Origin of the sequence: Pseudomonas sp. NPDC089547 (genome assembly GCF_050280665.1) — a bacterium.
In the GTDB taxonomy this organism is placed as follows: domain Bacteria; phylum Pseudomonadota; class Gammaproteobacteria; order Pseudomonadales; family Pseudomonadaceae; genus Aquipseudomonas.
This window is the reverse complement of sequence record NZ_JBNNVS010000032.1, coordinates 25422-42922: the sequence shown is the minus strand read 5'-3', so window position 1 is coordinate 42922 and position 17501 is coordinate 25422. Positions and strand designations below refer to the sequence as shown.

General features: G+C 62.7%; 17 protein-coding genes. 10 read left to right on the top strand and 7 right to left on the bottom strand.

From position 1 onward, the window contains the following. Window positions 1–40 precede the first annotated feature (40 nt). From pstA to ACQKPZ_RS20085, 5 genes are all read left to right on the top strand, one after another. Entirely contained in the window at window positions 41–1657 is a 1617-nt protein-coding gene (gene pstA / locus ACQKPZ_RS20105) for a phosphate ABC transporter permease PstA (protein WP_427541451.1), read from the top strand. 72 nt (window positions 1658–1729) lie between these two features. Further along, window positions 1730–2563, top strand: coding sequence for a phosphate ABC transporter ATP-binding protein PstB (gene pstB, locus ACQKPZ_RS20100; protein WP_086976581.1), 834 nt, complete (start codon window positions 1730–1732; stop codon window positions 2561–2563). 124 nt (window positions 2564–2687) lie between these two features. After that, window positions 2688–3458 (top strand): phosphate signaling complex protein PhoU, encoded by a 771-nt coding sequence (phoU, locus tag ACQKPZ_RS20095; RefSeq protein ID WP_391131346.1) that lies wholly within the window; start codon window positions 2688–2690, stop codon window positions 3456–3458. 163 nt (window positions 3459–3621) lie between these two features. Then, window positions 3622–4518 carry a response regulator gene (locus ACQKPZ_RS20090; protein ID WP_427541407.1) on the top strand — a complete coding sequence of 299 codons (897 nt, stop codon included), beginning with the start codon at window positions 3622–3624 and terminating at the stop codon, window positions 4516–4518. A 114-nt stretch (window positions 4519–4632) separates the two neighbouring features. Further along, window positions 4633–5529, top strand: a complete 897-nt coding sequence (locus tag ACQKPZ_RS20085; protein ID WP_391131350.1) for a peptidoglycan DD-metalloendopeptidase family protein — start codon at window positions 4633–4635, stop codon at window positions 5527–5529. Between the two features lie 118 nt (window positions 5530–5647). On the opposite strand, the gene ACQKPZ_RS20080 is transcribed toward ACQKPZ_RS20085, so the two are convergent. From ACQKPZ_RS20080 to phoB, 3 genes are all read right to left on the bottom strand, one after another. Then, window positions 5648–6988, bottom strand: coding sequence for a hemolysin family protein (locus tag ACQKPZ_RS20080; protein ID WP_391131352.1), 1341 nt, complete (start codon window positions 6986–6988; stop codon window positions 5648–5650). A gap of 195 nt (window positions 6989–7183) precedes the next feature. Then, the gene (gene phoR, locus ACQKPZ_RS20075; protein WP_427541404.1) at window positions 7184–8491 is read right to left on the bottom strand and encodes a phosphate regulon sensor histidine kinase PhoR; all 1308 of its coding nucleotides are present in this window, start codon (window positions 8489–8491) and stop codon (window positions 7184–7186) included. 48 nt (window positions 8492–8539) lie between these two features. Beyond that, window positions 8540–9229 (bottom strand): phosphate regulon transcriptional regulator PhoB, encoded by a 690-nt coding sequence (phoB, locus tag ACQKPZ_RS20070; RefSeq protein WP_003253341.1) that lies wholly within the window; start codon window positions 9227–9229, stop codon window positions 8540–8542. A gap of 173 nt (window positions 9230–9402) precedes the next feature. On the opposite strand from phoB, the gene ACQKPZ_RS20065 reads away from it, so the two are divergent. Then, window positions 9403–9771 (top strand): COG4315 family predicted lipoprotein, encoded by a 369-nt coding sequence (locus ACQKPZ_RS20065; protein ID WP_427541401.1) that lies wholly within the window; start codon window positions 9403–9405, stop codon window positions 9769–9771. A 117-nt stretch (window positions 9772–9888) separates the two neighbouring features. Here the strand turns inward: ACQKPZ_RS20065 and ubiA are convergent, their stop codons facing one another. Together ubiA and ACQKPZ_RS20055 are read right to left on the bottom strand one after the other, a co-directional pair. Then, a complete protein-coding gene (ubiA, locus tag ACQKPZ_RS20060) occupies window positions 9889–10779 on the bottom strand; it encodes a 4-hydroxybenzoate octaprenyltransferase (RefSeq protein ID WP_427541398.1) in 891 nt (296 codons plus the stop codon). Next, a complete protein-coding gene (locus ACQKPZ_RS20055) occupies window positions 10779–11336 on the bottom strand; it encodes a chorismate--pyruvate lyase family protein (RefSeq protein ID WP_427541395.1) in 558 nt (185 codons plus the stop codon). Before ACQKPZ_RS20055 ends, ubiA begins: the two co-directional genes overlap by 1 nt. Window positions 11337–11464: 128 nt before the next feature. Between ACQKPZ_RS20055 and ACQKPZ_RS20050 the strand changes: the two genes are divergently transcribed. The 4 genes from ACQKPZ_RS20050 (at window position 11465) to ACQKPZ_RS20035 (ending at window position 13804) form a co-directional block, all read left to right on the top strand. After that, window positions 11465–11632: a rubredoxin gene (locus ACQKPZ_RS20050; protein WP_003253349.1), complete on the top strand. Its 168-nt coding sequence runs from the start codon at window positions 11465–11467 to the stop codon at window positions 11630–11632. A gap of 16 nt (window positions 11633–11648) precedes the next feature. Next, entirely contained in the window at window positions 11649–12797 is a 1149-nt protein-coding gene (locus tag ACQKPZ_RS20045; RefSeq protein ID WP_427541392.1) for an NAD(P)/FAD-dependent oxidoreductase, read from the top strand. Window positions 12798–12984: 187 nt separating this feature from the next. Continuing rightward, window positions 12985–13284, top strand: coding sequence for an HU family DNA-binding protein (locus ACQKPZ_RS20040; RefSeq protein ID WP_016712717.1), 300 nt, complete (start codon window positions 12985–12987; stop codon window positions 13282–13284). A 148-nt stretch (window positions 13285–13432) separates the two neighbouring features. After that, the gene (locus tag ACQKPZ_RS20035) at window positions 13433–13804 is read left to right on the top strand and encodes a helicase (RefSeq protein WP_391131365.1); all 372 of its coding nucleotides are present in this window, start codon (window positions 13433–13435) and stop codon (window positions 13802–13804) included. A gap of 135 nt (window positions 13805–13939) precedes the next feature. On the opposite strand, the gene ACQKPZ_RS20030 is transcribed toward ACQKPZ_RS20035, so the two are convergent. Both ACQKPZ_RS20030 and recG read right to left on the bottom strand, forming a co-directional pair. Then, window positions 13940–15343, bottom strand: a complete 1404-nt coding sequence (locus ACQKPZ_RS20030) for an HDOD domain-containing protein (protein ID WP_427541389.1) — start codon at window positions 15341–15343, stop codon at window positions 13940–13942. Window positions 15344–15421: 78 nt separating this feature from the next. Beyond that, on the bottom strand, window positions 15422–17500 hold the full coding sequence (recG, locus tag ACQKPZ_RS20025) for an ATP-dependent DNA helicase RecG (protein ID WP_427541386.1): 2079 nt from the start codon (window positions 17498–17500) through the stop codon (window positions 15422–15424). Window position 17501 lies beyond the last annotated feature (1 nt).

Sequence of the window (17501 nt, the reverse complement as noted above, 5' to 3'; positions counted from 1 at the left end):
CCTCAAAGGCTGGTTCAAGAGCGGTGCCCCAGGCGTCTGGATGAGCGGCGGTGCGGTGGCCATGGCGGTGATCATGACCGTCGGCTTGCTGGCAGTGATTGCTGTGCGCGGCCTGGGCCACTTCTGGCCGGCTGATCTGGTGCAGGCCACCTACAAGGTGCCGGGCCAGGCTGACCACGTTGTCATTGGCGAAGTGGTGCAAAAGGAAGAAGTACCCCGAGCCCGCCTGAAAGGCGCCGGCCTGCCGGTACCGGACCAAGGCCCGGAGTTCATGACCCGCGAGCTTATCAAGGTCGGTAACCGCGACCTCAACGGCAGCGACTTCACCTGGGTGGTCGGTGACTGGCTGGTTGACGAAAAACGCCCGGCCGAGCTGATTGCCCTGGAGCGCCGCGAGTGGGGCAACTTCTACGGTTACCTGGTCAGCGTCAAGGAAGAAGGCCGCGTGGTTGCCGAAGGCCAGGCTGCCTGGCACGAACTGCAAGCCCGCCTCAAGCGTGCCAACCAGCTCAACGGTGAGTTGCAGCAGCTGGAGAAGAAAGACATCGGTGCCATCAACCATGGCCTTGAGCGCCTGCGTCTGCAGGCCCGCAAGCTGGAGCTGGACGGCAAGCTGGACGCCGCCGCCCAGGCCGACATGGACGCCGACCGCGCCGAATTGAACAGCCGTTACAAGGCCATCGAAGACCGTTTGAGCGGCCTGCACCAGGCCTTCGCCCGCGACAGCCTGGTGGCCCGCGATGGCAATGGCCGTGAAGTGGAAATCAACCTGAGCAAGGTGGTGCACGCCATCCAGCCGAACGGCATGTCCGGCTTCACCAAGTTGGGCACCTACTTTGCCAAGGTCTGGGAGTTCCTCAGCGACGACCCACGTGAAGCCAACACCGAAGGGGGTATTTTCCCGGCCATCTTCGGCACCGTGATGATGACCCTGATCATGGCCGTGATCGTCACCCCGTTCGGCGTGCTGGCGGCTGTCTACCTGCGTGAGTACGCCAGGCAAGGCCCGGTCACACGCCTGATCCGCATTGCGGTGAACAACCTGGCCGGCGTGCCCGCGATCGTCTACGGCGTGTTCGGCCTGGGCTTCTTCGTCTACGTGCTGGGTGGCTCGATCGACCGCCTGTTCTTCCCCGAAGCATTGCCGGCGCCGACGTTGGGTACCCCGGGCCTGCTGTGGGCATCGCTGACCCTGGCGCTGCTGGCCGTACCGGTGGTGATCGTGGCCACCGAAGAAGGCCTGGCGCGCATTCCGCGTACCGTGCGCGAGGGCTCGCTGGCCCTGGGCGCAACCAAGGCCGAGACGCTGTGGAAGATCGTCTTGCCCATGGCCAGCCCGGCCATGATGACCGGCATGATCCTCGCCGTGGCCCGTGCCGCCGGTGAAGTGGCGCCGCTGATGCTGGTGGGTGTAGTGAAGCTGGCGCCGTCGCTGCCGGTGGACGGCAACTACCCGTACCTGCACCTGGACCAGAAGATCATGCACCTGGGCTTCCACATCTATGACGTCGGCTTCCAGAGCCCGAACGTCGAAGCCGCACGGCCGCTGGTGTACGCGACCGCGCTGTTGCTGGTGCTGGTGATTGCTGCCCTCAACCTGTCGGCGGTGTGGATCCGTAACCACCTGCGCGAGAAGTACAAGGCGCTGGACAGCTGAGCCTGATTGCAAGCGTGCCGCCGGTGAGCCGTGCGGCCCTTTGAAACGAATTGATAGCGTATGGAGTTGACCATGCAGCAAGATTCCCATACCCACGGCATCGACATGTCTGCCTTGGGTCGCAACAAGCAGAGCCTGCAACTGGCCGAAGAAACCGTGGCCATCGAAGTGCCGGGCCTGAGCCTGTTCTACGGCGACAAACAAGCGCTGTTCGACGTCAGCATGAACATTCCCAAGCAGCGCGTGACCGCCTTCATCGGCCCGTCCGGCTGTGGCAAGTCGACCTTGCTGCGCACCTTCAACCGCATGAACGACCTGGTTGACGGCTGCCGCGTAGAAGGCGCCATCAACCTGTACGGCAACAACATCTACCGCAAGGGCGAAGACGTGGCCGAGCTGCGCCGCCGTGTGGGCATGGTGTTCCAGAAGCCCAACCCGTTCCCCAAGACCATTTACGAGAACGTGGTCTACGGCCTGCGTATCCAGGGCATCAACAAGAAGCGCGTGCTGGACGAAGCGGTGGAGTGGGCGCTGAAGGGTGCGGCACTGTGGGACGAGGTCAAGGACCGCCTGCACGAATCGGCGCTGGGCTTGTCCGGTGGCCAGCAGCAGCGTCTGGTCATTGCCCGCACCATCGCCGTCGAGCCGGAAGTGCTGCTGCTCGATGAACCGTGCTCGGCACTGGACCCGATCTCGACCCTGAAGGTCGAAGAACTGATCTACGAATTGAAATCCAAGTACACCATCGTCATCGTGACCCACAACATGCAACAGGCGGCCCGTGTTTCGGACTACACCGCGTTCATGTACATGGGCAAACTGGTCGAATTCGGGGATACCGACACCCTGTTCACCAACCCGGCCAAGAAGCAGACCGAAGACTACATCACCGGTCGCTACGGTTAACAGCCACAGTCTTCAGGCTGTCCCCGCCCCATGTGGGAGCGGGCATGCCCGCGAAGCAGGCGACGCCGAAAGCAGGGAATGACACGAACAATTTGAAGCTTGCAGCTTCTTCGCGGAGCGAACGATGATCAACAAAGAAAGCCTTACCCACCACATTTCCCAGCAGTTCAACGCCGAGCTCGAAGAGGTACGCAGCCACCTGCTGGCCATGGGTGGCCTGGTGGAGAAGCAGGTCAACGATGCGGTCACCGCGCTGATCGAGGCCGACTCGGGCCTGGCCCAGCAAGTGCGCGAAGTCGACGAGCAGATCAACCAGATGGAGCGCAACATCGACGAGGAATGCCTGCGCATCCTCGCCCGTCGCCAGCCGGCAGCCTCCGACCTGCGCCTGATCATCAGCATTTCCAAGTCGGTAATCGACCTGGAGCGCATCGGCGACGAGGCCACCAAGATTGCCCGCCGCGCCATCCAGTTGTGCGAAGAAGGCGAGTCGCCGCGCGGCTACGTCGAGGTGCGCCACATTGGCGACCAGGTACGCAACATGGTTCGCGATGCGCTGGACGCCTTTGCCCGCTTCGACGCCGACCTGGCATTGTCGGTGGCCCAGTACGACAAGACCATCGACCGCGAGTACAAGACCGCCCTGCGCGAGCTGGTGACTTACATGATGGAAGACCCGCGCTCGATCTCGCGGGTACTGAGCGTGATCTGGGTGCTGCGCTCGCTGGAGCGTATCGGTGACCACGCACGCAACATCTCCGAGCTGGTGATCTACCTGGTTCGCGGTACCGATGTGCGCCACATGGGCCTCAAGCGCATGACGGCAGAGGTGCAGGGTACCGCTGTCGCCGACGCCGAAAAGGCTAATGTTCCGGGCGAATCTGACGATAAATAAGGTTGCTCCCGAGCATCCACGCCCGGCCTAGGCCGGGCGTTTTCGTTTGCGGTCGAGGAGCCGGCAGGCACCCGCGAACGATGCGAAGAAGTCCCGGCGTGACCAGGTTGTAGCAAGTGGCCACTATTTGGCAGTAGGCTAGTCGGGATCAAAAGGAGTATCGATGAGTAAAGTGAATGTGCTGGTCGTGGATGACGCCCCGTTTATCCGTGACCTGGTCCGCAAGTGCCTGCGCAATGCCTTCCCGGGCATGGCCATCGACGACGCCGTCAACGGTCGCAAGGCCATGGCGATGCTGGACAAGGAAGCATTCGACCTGGTCCTGTGCGACTGGGAAATGCCGGAAATGTCTGGGTTGGAACTGCTCACCTGGTGCCGTCAGCAGCCTGCGCTGAAAAACCTGCAGTTCATCATGGTGACCAGCCGTGGCGACAAGGAAAACGTCATCCAGGCGATACAGGCGGGCGTTTCCGACTTTGTCGGCAAGCCGTTCACCAACGAGCAGCTGCTGACCAAGGTGAAAAAGGCACTGGCCAAGATCGGCAAGCTCGAGAGCCTGACGGCCATCGGCCCGGCGCGGGTCAACTCGGCATTCGCCAACGATTCGCTCAGTGCGCTGACAGGTGGCAAGCCAGAGGCGGCCAAGGTGGCGGCACCGGCACCAGTGCCCGCTGCGGCCAAGCCATTGGTCAGCGCACCCACACCGCCAGCGCCTGCACCGACCGGCCGTGGTCAAGGCCAGTTGCGCCTGGCCAGCGGCACGCAACCTTGCGTAATCAAGGCGCTGAGCCTGAAAGAAGCCCTGCTGGTAGTGCGCCGCAGCGCGGCGTTGCCGCAGGTGCTGGAAGGGGCTGTGCTGGACCTGGAACAAGGTGAGAGCGCCGAAGTCGCGCGTTTGAACGGTTACCTGCATGCCGTCGCCGCATTGGAGCCCAAACCTGACAGCGACTGGCTGCAGTTGACCTTCAAGTTCGTCGATCAGGATGCCCAGAAGCTCGATTACCTGTCGCGGCTGATTGCCCGCGGGACAGCGCAGAAGCACTTCACCCCAGGCGCCTGACGGCTTTGCAGGGGTAGCACAGGGCTGCTCCTGCACCATCCGACCAACTGCAATACCCACCACAGAACCCGCTGCTAGGCTTCGACAAATCAAAACTGTCAAAAAGCCACTATCATGCCCACGCGCCTGCTGCTGTTCTGTGCATTGCTCATGGTCTCGGCGTCGAGCCTGGGTGTGACCCTCTACAAGATCACCGACGATTACGGTGTGGTCTCCTATTCCGACCGGCCAGGCCCTGGCGCCAAGCCCTTGGTGCTGCGCGACCCTATGGTCGAAACGTTGGAGGGCCAGGTGCTGCTGAACGCCAAGGTCTTCGATGGTGGCGTGAGTTTTTCGGCACGCAACGAGCTGCATGTACCCGTTGAAGTCGAGTTGCGATTGGACAACCTGGTGAACGCACAAGGCGGCGATGCCCCGCGTATCGTGCGTAGGTTGCTGCCGCCGCGTACCACGCAAATGCTCAGCGTGCTCCGGGGGCGGCCGGGGCTGCTGCTGAATTACCGTTCGACCTTGCTGCAGGCCATGGGTGACCCGGGTATGCGCCCCCAAGGCTTCCGTTATGCGTTCCCTTGGGTTGGTGGGCCGTTTCGCGTCACCCAGGGGCCTAACGGGCGGGTCAGCCACTTCGGGCCCAAAGGGCGCTACGCCATGGATATCGCCATGCCCGAAGGCACCACCATCATTGCTGCGCGCGAGGGCGTGGTGGTGAAGACAGAGAACAGCCAGAGCGGGCGGGCGCCCAACCCTTCGGGCAACTTTGTCAGGATTCTGCACCCCGATGGCACCATGGGCGTGTACCTGCACCTGATGCGCGGTTCGGTGGTGGTAGCGGAGGGGCAGCGGGTGCGCCAGGGGCAGGTGCTGGCCAAGTCGGGCAATACCGGCAACAGCACCGGGCCGCACCTTCATTTTGTGGTACAGCGCAATGTGGGGTTGGCGCTGGAGTCGATACCTTACCGGTTCGACAAGCCGATCAGCGGGTTGCCGGATTTTACTGCGGGAAACCCTTGAGATTTTTGGGGCCGCTCTGCGGCCCTTTCGCGACACAAGGCCGCTCCTACACAGGAATTGCGCCTTCCTGTAGGAGCGGCCTTGTGTCGCGATGGGCTGCACAGCAGCCCCATGGCCCTCAATCCAGCTTCAGCACCTTGGCCAGCACGATCTTCGGCCCTTTCATCTTCTTGATGATGATGCGCAGCCCTTCGACCTCCAGCACTTCCTCTTCTTCAGGTACGCGCTTGAGTGTCTCGTAGACCAACCCTGCCAGGGTTTCTGCCTCGATGTGGTCGAGGTCGATGCCCAGCAGGCGCTCAACCTTGAACAGCGGCGTATCACCGCGTACCAGCAGTTTGCCCGGCTGGTAGGCGAGGATGCCGCGCTCGGTCTTGCGGTGCTCGTCCTGGATATCGCCCACCAGCACTTCCAGCACGTCTTCCATGGTCAGGTAGCCGATTACCTTGCCGTCGGCCTCTTCCACCAGCACGAAGTGCGCACCCCCTTTGCGGAACTGCTCCAACAGTTGCGACAGCGGCATGTGCCGCGATACGCGCTCCAGCGGCCGGGCGAGGTCGTCCAGGTCGATGGTCTCGGGCAAGTGCTCCAGCTCGGCCAGCTCCAGCAGCAGGTCCTTGATGTGCAGCAAACCGGTGAATTCTTCACGCTCTGCGTCATACACCGGGTAGCGGCTGAACTTGTGGCGGCGCACCAGGGCCAGGATCTGCTTCAGCGGTGCATGGGCGTCGATGCTGACCATGTCCTCACGCGAGTTGGCCCAGTCGACCACTTCCAGCTCGCCCATTTCCACGGCCGACGCCAGCACGCGCATGCCTTGGTCGCTTGGGTCCTGGCCACGGCTGGAGTGCAGGATCAGCTTGAGTTCCTCACGGCTGTAGTGGTGCTCGTGGTGCGGGCCTGGCTCGCCCTGGCCGGCTATGCGCAGGATGGTGTTGGCGCTGGCATTGAGCAGGTAGATGGCCGGGTACATCGCCCAGTAGAACAGGTACAGCGGTACTGCCGTCCACAGCGACAGCAGCTCGGGTTTGCGGATGGCCCAGGATTTGGGTGCCAGCTCACCGACCACGATGTGCAGGTAGGAGATGACGAAGAAGGCGATGAAGAACGAGATGGCCTTGATCAGCTCGGGCGAGTCGACGCCAAAGTAGGCGAGCAGCGGCTCCAGCAGGTGGGCAAACGCCGGTTCGCCAACCCAGCCCAGGCCCAGGGAGGCGAGGGTGATACCCAGCTGGCAGGCCGACAGGTAGGCGTCGAGCTGGTTGTGTACCTTGCGCAGGATATTGCCGCGCCAGCCATGCTGTTCGGCAATGGACTCTACGCGGGTGGCGCGCAGCTTGACCATGGCGAACTCGGCGGCAACGAAGAAGCCGTTGAGCAGCACCAGCAGCAAGGCAAAGATGATCATGCCGAAGTCGGCGAATAACGAGGTGAGGCTGATACCAGGGGAAGGGTCCATGATGGAGTTTTTACGGGGTCCGTCTTTGAGATAAGGAGAAAAAAAGTGCCAGCTTTTGCTGGCACAGGGGATCCAATGTAGCGGCTGGGGCCGCAAAAGCAAAGGGCAGCGAATTCTTTGGTCCCCAAAGGGATGCGCGATCCCTTGTAGGAGCGGCCTTGTGTCGCGATGGGCTGCAAAGCAGCCCCGAGGCCCTCAAGCCTTGCCGTTGGCCAATTGTGCCGGCAAAAAATGACAGGTAAAGGTACTGCCATGCCCCGGCACACTGCTGATTTCCAGCTTGCCGCGGTGACGCATCAGCACATGCTTGACGATCGCCAGCCCCAGCCCGGTCCCGCCGGTATTCGACGCCCGGCTGGAATCAACGCGGTAGAAGCGTTCGGTCAGGCGCGGCAAGTGCTTGGCGTCGATGCCCACCCCCGAGTCCTGTACCGACAAGTGTGCACCCTGGGCATCTGCCCACCAGCGGATACGGATGTTGCCTTCGTCCTGGGTGTACTTGACCGCGTTGAACACCAGGTTGGAAAAGGCACTGCGCAGTTCAGACTCGCTACCCTTCAGCTTCACGCCAGGCGCCGCTTCCAGCGTGATGCGCTGGTTGCGTGGCCCGGACAGCGCCTGGGCGTCGTTCTTGATGGCGGTGAGCAAGGCATCGACTGCCACCGGCTGGTTATCCGACGGGTAGTCGGTGGCTTCCAGCTTGGCCAGCAGCAGCAGGTCGTTGAGCAGCGTCTGCATGCGCGAGCCTTGCTGGCTCATCTGCTGCAACGCGCGCTTCCAGCGCGGGTTCACGTCTTCGACGTTATCCAGCAGGGTTTCCAGGTAGCCGGTGATCACGGTAAGCGGCGTACGCAGCTCGTGCGAGACGTTGGCGACGAAGTCCTTGCGCATCTGCTCCAGCTGGTGGATGCGCGTGACATCGCGCACCAGCATCAAGTGCTCGTTGTTGCCATAACGGGTGATGTGCAGTTGCACACGCATGCGGTCGTTGATCGGCGAGGGAATTTCCAGCGGCTCGAGGTAGTTCTCCGCTTCGAAGTACTCCTTGAAGCGTGGGTGGCGCACCAGGTTGGTGACCTGCTGGCCACCGTCCTGTGGGGTCTTGAAGCCCAGCAGGGTTTCGGCGGCACGGTTCCACCACTCCAGGTTGCCGTCGCTGTCGAGCATGATCACGGCGTCACGCAGCGCGGCGGTGGACTCCTGCACCCGGTCGATCACCGCCTGCAGGCGGCCACGCACTCGCTGGTCGCGGCGTTGCAGGTGGTAGATGCTGTCGAACACCTCACCCCACAGGCCGTAGCCATCGGGCGGTGCTTCATCGGGTTGATGATTGCGCAGCCAGTCGTGCAGGCGCAGCAGTTGCTTGAGGGTCCAACCCAGGTAGAGCGCCAGGCCGATGGCCAGGCTCCAGCCATAGTAACCACTGACCAGCCCACCGATCAGGCAGACAGTAATCAGCAACAGCAGGTGGCGAATCAGGGTCGCGTGCCAGTTCTGGTTCAATTGACGGTCCTTGTACAACAACGTGCAGCGTGGCGCTTTTAAACTCGATCAGCTCTTGGTCGAGAAGCGGTAGCCAGTGCCCCGGACGGTTTGTACCAGATTTTCATAAGCTTCACCCAGCGCCTTGCGCAGGCGGCGGATGTGCACGTCAACCGTGCGTTCCTCGACATACACGTTGCCACCCCACACCTGGTCCAGCAGCTGGCCACGGGTGTAGGCGCGCTCCTGGTGGGTCATGAAGAACTGCAGCAGGCGGTATTCGGTGGGTCCCATCTCGGCCGGCTTGCCGTCGATGGTGACGCGGTGGCTGATCGGGTCGAGCAGCAGGCCGCCGACTTCGATCGGGGCTTCGCTGTCGCTCGGGCCGGTGCGGCGCAGCACGGCTTTCAGGCGCGCTACCAGCTCACGCGGCGAGAACGGCTTGGTGATGTAGTCGTCAGCGCCCACTTCCAGGCCCTGGATCTTGTTGTCTTCTTCACCCTTGGCGGTGAGCATGATGATCGGAATGTCACCGGTCAGCTCGTCGCGCTTGAGGCGGCGGGCCAGCTCGATGCCGGAGGTGCCTGGCAGCATCCAGTCGAGCAGGATCAGGTCCGGTTTGCGGTCGACGATGATCGCGTGGGCCTGTTGGGAGTTTTCCGCTTCCAGGCAGTCATAGCCGGCCATTTCCAGGGCAACGGCGATCATCTCGCGAATGGGCGCTTCGTCGTCGACGATCAGAATGTTTCTGCCAACCATGCTCAAAACCTCTCCTGGATTCGGTGTCTTGGCCCGCATTAGATAACGGAATTATTGCAGCTGTGTGACAGGGTGTTGGCCGTTCTGGCGACATTCCGTGACTGGACTAGGCTTGAAAGGGCCGCAGCGGCGGCAACCCGAACCTAATTCCCCCCGAAACAATGGTGAATCCAATGACACGACAAACGCTGAGCTGGATGGCCCTTTTCGCTGCGCTGGCGCTCCCGGGGGTGGCGTCGGCCCACCATGCCATGGAGAAGGACGGCATGTGGGTCGATCATGCCGGCATGACGTTGTACACCTTTGACAAGGATGCGGGTGGTAAGTCGATGTGCAATGGTGATTGCGCTACCAACTGGCCGCCGTTGATGGTCATGGATGGTGAAAAGCCTGACGGCAAGTGGACGCAGATCAAGCGTGATGACGGTTCGATGCAGTGGGCTTACGACGGCAAGCCGCTATATACCTTCATCAAGGACAAGAAGGCCGGGGACAAGACCGGTGATGGCGTGAAGGACGTCTGGCATATCGCCAAGCCCTGAGATTGCCGGGGCCGCTGTGCGGCCCATCGCGACACAAGGCCGCTCCTACAGGGGATCGCATACTCCTGTAGGAGCGGCCTTGTGTCGCGAAAGGGCTGCAAAGCAGCCCCAAAATATTCAGCTTAACGCGTAATCCAGCACCACCCCGATAAATACCAGCAACCCCGCCCAGTGATTGTGCAGAAACGCCTTGAAGCACGACTCCCGGTCCAGCTTGCGGGTCGACCAGTACTCCCAGGCAAAGCACGCCGCAGCGCCCAGCAGCCCCAGGTGGAACCAGCCCCCGAGCTCGAAGCGGCTGCCCGCCAACAGCAGGCAGCCCAGTGACAGCAGCTGCAAGGTCAGGATGATGGTGCGGTCGGCCTCGCCGAACAGGATCGCGGTCGATTTCACACCAATCTTCAGGTCGTCGTCACGGTCGACCATGGCGTAATAGGTGTCGTAACCCACCGTCCACAGCAAGTTGGCGATGTACAGCAGCCAGGCGCTGGCCGGCAGTTCGCCACCCGCCGCCGTGAAGGCCATGGGAATGCCCCAGGAATACGCAGCACCCAGCACCACCTGTGGGTAATAGGTATAGCGCTTCATGAACGGGTAGCAGAACGCCAACGCCACCGCGCCAAACGACAGCCACACCGTGCGGCTATTGGTGCATAGCACCAGCAGGAAGCTGACCCCGACCAGGATGGCGAACAGTGCCAGTGCCTCGCGCGGCCGGACCCGGCCACTGGCCAAGGGCCGGTCGGCGGTGCGCTTGACGTGGCCGTCCACCTTGCGGTCGGCAAAATCGTTGATGCAGCAGCCTGCAGCACGCATCAGCACCACGCCAAGGCCGAAGATCAGCACATTGGCCAGGGTCGGTGAACCGTTGCCGGCGATCCACACCGCCGACAGGGTTGGCCACAGCAGCAGGTAGATACCGATCGGCCGGTCCATGCGGCTGAGCTGGACGAAGTCCCAGGCCCGCGGGTGCAGGCGGTTGAGCGACTTGAGCAGTTGCAGGTACATCAGCGGTTCTCCTCCTTGGCCGCTTGCCACAGTGCCGGCAGGAACACTTCTGCCACCAGCAGCTCCAGGCCGCCACGCTCGAAGCGCGAGCGGCGCCCCCACAGTGCGTCATGAGCGGCCTCGGTTGGCAGCCAGGCCTGTGGGTAACTGCACACTTCAATCGGGTGGCGAATGAACGCCTGGTCGCAGAACAGCAACTCGCCCAGCGAGCGGCTGCCGAGGGTTTCAAGGTCCAGCCCGCCGCGCTCCAGGGCGCTGCGGCTGGCGACGCTGCGGGCGAATACCCAAGGTTGGCCATGGCCGCGCAGGTACACCTCACGCACCCAGCCTTCGGCGCCGGTGGCAATGCCCAGCGCCTGGCATTCATCATCGCGCAGCGGCTGCCAGCCCTCGAACAGCGGGGTAACAGAGAAGTGATCAAAGGACAGGCGGGTCAGCCGGCGGGTCAGCGAGCCCTCGTCGAACAGCCAGTCAAGGGTGGGCTGGTCGATGTCGGTCGCCAGCTGTGAATACGGCAGCCACGCCACAGCGGCTGCTTGCGGGGATTCGTACGACACGTCGGTCTGCTTGTTACAACCAGAGAGGCGGCGAGCTTAGCATGATTGCCCCGACTGCTTGCATAATGCCTATAACAGGGCCGTAGGCCCATAAAACAAAGCCTGAGTTCCACCGAGGAAAAGACCTGATGAAAAAGTGGCAGTGTATTGTCTGCGGCCTGATCTACGACGAAGCCGAAGGCTGGCCAGACGACGGCATCGCCCCGGGCACGCGTTGGGAAGACGTGCCTGAAGACTGGCTGTGCCCCGACTGCGGTGTCGGCAAAAGCGACTTTGAAATGATCTCCATCGGCTAATCGAGGAAAGCACGACATGACGTCCCCTGTGGTAATCATCGGTACCGGCCTTGCGGGCTACAACCTGGCCCGTGAATTTCGCAAACTCGATGCGCAGACGCCGCTGCTGCTGATCACTGCCGACGACGGTCGTTCCTATTCCAAGCCCATGCTCTCCATGGGCTTTGCCAAGCAGAAAGGCGCCGATGGCCTGGTCATGGCCGAACCCGGCGCAATGGCCGTGCAGTTGAACGCCGAGATCCGCACCCACACCCGCATCAGCGGCATCGACCCGGGCCACAAACGCCTGTGGATCGGCGAAGAGGCCGTTGAATACCGCGACCTGGTGCTGGCCTGGGGCGCCCAGACCGTGCAGGTGCCGATTGAAGGCGATGCGGGTGAGTGGGTATTCCCGATCAACGATCTGGAAGACTATGCCCGCTTCCGTGCCGCCGCCGCTGGCAAACAACGCGTGCTGATTCTTGGCGCGGGTCTTATCGGTTGCGAATTTGCCAATGACATGAGCGTGGGTGGCTTCCAGGTGGACGTGGTCGCGCCGTGCGAACAGGTGATGCCGACCCTGCTGCACCCAGCCGCTGCGGCGGCCGTGCAAGCCGGGCTGGAAGGCCTGGGTGTGCGTTTCCACCTGGGCCCGGTGCTGAACCGTGTACAACAAGTAGCCAACGGCCTGGAGGCACACCTGTCCGATGGCAGCGTCATCGCCTGCGACCTGGTTGTTTCGGCCATCGGTCTGCGCCCTCGCATCGACCTGGCTGCCGCAGCCGGCTTGCAGACCAACCGTGGCGTCAGCGTGGACCGCGAGCTGCGTACGTCCCACGCCAACATCTTCGCCCTCGGCGATTGTGCCGAAGTCGATGGCATCAACCTGCTCTACGTGATGCCGCTGATGAGCTGTGCCCGGGCGCTGGCGCAAACCTTGGCCGGCAAGCCGACCGCGGTCGCCTACGGGCCAATGCCGATCACCGTGAAAACACCGGCCTGCCCGTTGGTGGTCTCGCCGCCACCCTTGGGCCAGGAAGGCCATTGGCAAGTGGAGGGGCAGGGCAGTGACCTCAAGGTGCTCTGCCATGGCGCTGACGGCCAGTTGCTCGGCTACGCCCTGACCGGGGCCGCTGTCATGGAGAAGCTGGCGCTGAATCGCCAGTTACCTGCGGTAATGGCTTAAATAGAGGGCGTTCTGTCGGATTTATCCTGTTGTTGCCCGCACAATGGCCGCCCAGATACTGGCGCGGCCCCGGAGCACGTGCCATTCTCACTTCCGTCTGCCGCAGATTAGAGCCTGCGGTGCCTTGAGCGCTGCTCCCAAAGGCAGCACGGCATAACAACAAGAATTCCGTCAAAGAGGCTTCACTATGCGCAAACCAGAACTCGCCGCCGTCATCGCCGATAAGGCCGATCTGACCAAGGAAAAGGCCAATCAGGTTTTGAACGCGATTCTCGACAGCATCACCGGCGCCCTGGACAAGGACACCGTGACCCTGGTCGGTTTCGGCACCTTCGAAAAGCGTCATCGCGGCGCGCGTACCGGCAAGAACCCGCAAACCGGTGAGCCGGTCAAGATCAAAGCCAGCAATACCGTGGCGTTCAAGCCAGGCAAGAACCTGCGCGACAGCGTCAACGCCCCGGTCAAGCCAGCCAAGAAAGGCAAGTGATCGCCTTCTGACAACCCCAGTGTCAGCCAAGCGGGCGCCCCAGGGCGCCCGTTGTGCTTTGTGCAGGCAAAATGTTTCGAACTTGCATAAATAGTTCTTGAAAAGTATAGACTGCGCGGCTTAGTCACTTTTTATTCGAGGCGCGTTGATGAAGTTTCGCTTTCTTCTCTGGGCCATGGGGCTGTTGATGGCCAGGGCCAGCCGTAACAATCCGGCGTTCCAGCAACAGCTCAAGGGCAAGGACCTGGTGTTCCAGATGCAGACCCTGGACGGTAATGTCGCCCGGCACTTCATCGTCAATAACGAGCGCATCAGCAGCAAGGGCGGCGCGCACCCGCAGCCGGCCTTCGCCATTGCCTTCAAGGACGCAGCCTATGGCTTTGCCACGATGCAGGCGGGCAACAAGCAGTTGGCGTTCATGCAGGGCATTCAGGACAAGAACATCCAGATCAAGGGCAATCCGGCGTTGGTGATGTGGTTCCAGGGGTTGATGAAGTACCTGAAGCCGAAGAAGAAGTAGGGCTGAAAACCAGCAAAGGTGCTGGTGCTTAACCTGTGGGAGCGGGCGAGCCCGCGAATCAAGCGACGCGGTGCTTGGCACCGGCTGCGCCGGTGTTCGCGGGCTTGCCCGCTCCCACAGGTTATGCGTTGATGCTTAATGCGGTGCGTGGAACTGCGAAGCCAGTTCACGCAACAGGTTCTCGGCCTCGAGCACCTTGTTCACCACATCCTCCGCCTTGTCCCGGGTAATCCCCAGGCGCTCCAGCAGCTCGTCAGGAATCTCCTCCAGCGGCCCCGAACCAATCCCCCGCGAACGCAGCAAACGGGTGGCCAGGCACACCAGGTTGGGGAACGCCGAATACTCGCCGTCGTAGGCCGGGTCGTGCTGGAAGCGCAGTGCGGTCGAGAGCTCTTCCGGCATGTCCCACAGCTTCATCAGCCAGGCGCCGATCTGTTCGCGGCTGATGCCCAGCAGGTGCTGTTCCACGTAGGTGTGGTTCAGGTGCGGGTTGACCTCCAGGTGGCGGCAAATCAGCGAGAAGTGTGGCGGGAACACGTGCGCCAGCAGCAGGTAGCCGAAGTTGTGCAGCAGCCCGGCCAGGTAGGTCAGGCCGGCCTCGGGGCGTTCTGCCCGAGGTATGGCGCGGGTCAGGCCTTCGATGATCGCTGCGGTGTAGATCGACTGCTGCCAGTATGGCGTGGCTTGTTGCGGGTGGTCTTTCGGCAGGCTCAACGTCTTGCCCAGCGCCAGGCCCAGGGCCAGGTTGATCACCAGGTCGAAGCCCAGCACGCGCACGATGGCATCCTCTACCGAGCGGATCTTGCCCGGCGAAGCGTAGTAGGGCGATGCCGCCCAGCTCACCACCTGTGCCGCCAGCGCCGGGTCGGTTTCGACCACGCCGGTGATGTCATCGATACTGGCGTTGGGGTCTACCCGCAGCTTGATGATCTTTTGCGCGGTGTCGGCCAGTGGAGGGATCTCGATGGTTTCTTCCAGGCGCTTCTGGATGCGCCGGGCCGTGAAGGCCTGCACGGCGGTGGTGATTTCCCGGGTATCGTCATCGGGGCGGTTGAGGTTGGGGCGGATTTCCCGGACCGGTTGGCCGAAACTGCCAGCGCTGGCTTTTTTCAGCATGCGCTTGAAGTCTTCCTGCTCGATTTCCAGCAACAGCCCGGCTTCGCCAGACTGGATATACAATTTTTCGGCAGCCAGCAGCTTGTCTTCGTAGAGGCAAGGTGAGCTGGTCAGTGCCGGAATACCCGGCAAGTTCTTCAGCTGGTGCTTGTCGAGCATCTGTTTCAAGCGCGCCAGTGGCACCGCCTTGAGCTTGCGGCCGGTCAGTTCTTCCAGCCGGTTGAGGTCCAGCATCTTGCTCTGCGGGAACAGCACCATCAATGCGCCGATCTCATCGTCAAGCAGGATTGCCTGCACCCGCGAGGCGGCCGGCAGCTCCGAGTGTTCGACCACCTCTCGGTAGGCGACGCCAACCTTATCCAGCAGCTGCCTGATAACAGAGGGGGCGTGTGGGGTTGCGGTGTCCAGGGCAACTTCAGTCATGGTCCGTATCCACTGATTCTTTTAAACGCGAAGTATAACCAGCCTGCGAGCAAATCTGGATCCATTCTGGGACTGGCGTCACACTTGCCCGTATTGTTGGCCATGACGCAGCCAGCGGTCGAGCAACGGGCTGACGTGCTCCGGCCAGCGCGCGATCAGGGCCTGGGCGGCGTCGCGCACGGCTGGCAGCAGGTCGGCGTCGCGCATCAGGTCGGCGACCTTGAACTGTAGCAGGCCGGTCTGCCGAGTACCCAGCATCTCGCCCGGGCCACGCAGCTCCAGGTCTTTTTCGGCGATGATGAAGCCGTCGTTGGTCTCGCGCATGATCCCCAGGCGCTCGCGGCCGATCTGCGACAGCGGCGGGTGGTACAGCAGCACGCAATGGCTGACGGCACTGCCCCGGCCAACCCGGCCTCGCAGCTGGTGCAACTGGGCCAGGCCCAGGCGCTCGGGGTTTTCGATGATCATCAGGCTGGCGTTGGGTACGTCCACGCCAACTTCGATGACAGTAGTCGCGACCAGCAGTTGCAATTCACCGGCTTTGAACTGCGCCATGATCTCGGCTTTTTCCGCAGGCTTCATGCGGCCGTGGATCAGCCCTACACGCAATTCGCCCAAGGCGCTGCCGAGCTCTTCGTACGTGCTTTCGGCCGCCTGGCAGGTCAGCTCTTCGGACTCTTCGATCAGGGTGCACACCCAGTAAGCCTGACGCCCCTCGGCGCAGGCAGCGCGAACCCGCTCGACCACTTCGAAGCGGCGGCTGTCAGCCACCAGCACGGTGTTGACCGGCGTGCGCCCGGGTGGCAGTTCGTCGAGTACCGAGGTATCCAGGTCGGCGTAGGCGCTCATGGCCAGGGTGCGCGGAATAGGCGTGGCGGTCATGATCAGCTGGTGCGGGCACAGCTCGCCGGCCACGCCCTTCTTGCGCAGGGCCAGGCGTTGCTGCACGCCAAAACGGTGCTGTTCGTCGATGATCGCCAGGGCCAAGTGCTTGAACTTCACCTCTTCCTGGAACAGCGCATGGGTACCGACCACCATCGGCGCACCGTTGGCAATCTGCTCAAGGGAAGCGGCCCGTGCCTTGCCCTTGAGCTTGCCGGCCAGCCAGGCCACTTCGATGCCCAAGGGCTCGAGCCAGCGCTTGAAGGTGATGTAATGCTGTTCGGCGAGGATCTCGGTGGGTGCCATCAGCGCCACCTGATAGCCCGCTTCCAGGGCCTGCAACGCGGCCAGGGCGGCAACCACAGTCTTGCCGGCCCCCACATCGCCCTGCACCAGGCGCATCATCGGCTCGTGCTGGCTGAGGTCGTAGGCAATTTCGTTGGCCACCCGCTGTTGCGCGCCGGTTGGCTGGAAGCCCAGGTTGGCCAGGTACTGTGCCTGCAGGCGCGTGGCCTTGGGTAGCACCGGCGCGCGCAGGCTGCGCAGGCTTTCGCGCAGGCGTTGCTGCGACAGCTGATGGGTCAGCAGCTCTTCGAAGGCCAGGCGGTGCTGGGCCCAGTGCTGGCCTTCGGCAAGCTCGTCGAGGTCGGCGTCGGCCGGCGGGTTGTGCAGGTAGCGGATGGCATCGTCCAGCGGCGCCAGCTGATAGTCCCGGGCCAGTTCGTCAGGCAGCCAGTCGGGCAGGCTGCGCGGGCCGAGCAGGCCCAGGCTCTGTTGGCACAACAGGCGCAGGCGTTGCTGGGTAAGGCCTTCGGTGGACGGGTAGATCGGCGTCAGGGTCTGCTCGACCGGCGGCGGTGGCTCGTCACCATTCAGCGCGCGGTATTCCGGGTGGTAGATTTCCAGGCCCGAGGCGCCGGGGCGGGCTTCGCCGTAGCAGCGCAGATGGGTGCCACGTTTAAGGCCTTCTTTCTGTGCGTTGCTGAAGTGATAGAAGCGCAGGCTCAGCACACCTGTGCCGTCACCCAGGCGTACCACCAGGCTGCGGCGCTTGCCCATGGTCACATCGGCACCGCTGACCACACCCTCGATCACGGCATCCTGGCCTGGGCGCAATTGGCCAATCGGCACCACGCGGGTGCGGTCCTGGTAGCGCAAGGGCAGGTGGAACAGCACGTCCTGCAGGTTCTCCAGGCCCACCTTGGCGAGCTTCTCCGCCATGGCTTCGCCAACGCCCTTGAGTACCGTGACCGGGACCTTCGACAGCTCACTCATG

Coding starts and splice junctions, on each gene's coding strand:
- phoB (WP_003253341.1), bottom strand. CDS start 9,229: ATGGTTGGCAGAAACATTCTGATCGTCGACGACGAAGCGCCCATTCGC.
- ACQKPZ_RS20030 (WP_427541389.1), bottom strand. CDS start 15,343: ATGACTGAAGTTGCCCTGGACACCGCAACCCCACACGCCCCCTCTGTT.
- ACQKPZ_RS20040 (WP_016712717.1), top strand. CDS start 12,985: ATGCGCAAACCAGAACTCGCCGCCGTCATCGCCGATAAGGCCGATCTG.
- recG (WP_427541386.1), bottom strand. CDS start 17,500: ATGAGTGAGCTGTCGAAGGTCCCGGTCACGGTACTCAAGGGCGTTGGC.
- pstA (WP_427541451.1), top strand. CDS start 41: ATGAGCGGCGGTGCGGTGGCCATGGCGGTGATCATGACCGTCGGCTTG.
- pstB (WP_086976581.1), top strand. CDS start 1,730: ATGCAGCAAGATTCCCATACCCACGGCATCGACATGTCTGCCTTGGGT.
- ubiA (WP_427541398.1), bottom strand. CDS start 10,779: ATGTACCTGCAACTGCTCAAGTCGCTCAACCGCCTGCACCCGCGGGCC.
- ACQKPZ_RS20080 (WP_391131352.1), bottom strand. CDS start 6,988: ATGGACCCTTCCCCTGGTATCAGCCTCACCTCGTTATTCGCCGACTTC.
- ACQKPZ_RS20090 (WP_427541407.1), top strand. CDS start 3,622: ATGAGTAAAGTGAATGTGCTGGTCGTGGATGACGCCCCGTTTATCCGT.
- ACQKPZ_RS20035 (WP_391131365.1), top strand. CDS start 13,433: ATGAAGTTTCGCTTTCTTCTCTGGGCCATGGGGCTGTTGATGGCCAGG.
- ACQKPZ_RS20085 (WP_391131350.1), top strand. CDS start 4,633: ATGCCCACGCGCCTGCTGCTGTTCTGTGCATTGCTCATGGTCTCGGCG.
- ACQKPZ_RS20045 (WP_427541392.1), top strand. CDS start 11,649: ATGACGTCCCCTGTGGTAATCATCGGTACCGGCCTTGCGGGCTACAAC.
- ACQKPZ_RS20065 (WP_427541401.1), top strand. CDS start 9,403: ATGACACGACAAACGCTGAGCTGGATGGCCCTTTTCGCTGCGCTGGCG.
- ACQKPZ_RS20050 (WP_003253349.1), top strand. CDS start 11,465: ATGAAAAAGTGGCAGTGTATTGTCTGCGGCCTGATCTACGACGAAGCC.
- phoU (WP_391131346.1), top strand. CDS start 2,688: ATGATCAACAAAGAAAGCCTTACCCACCACATTTCCCAGCAGTTCAAC.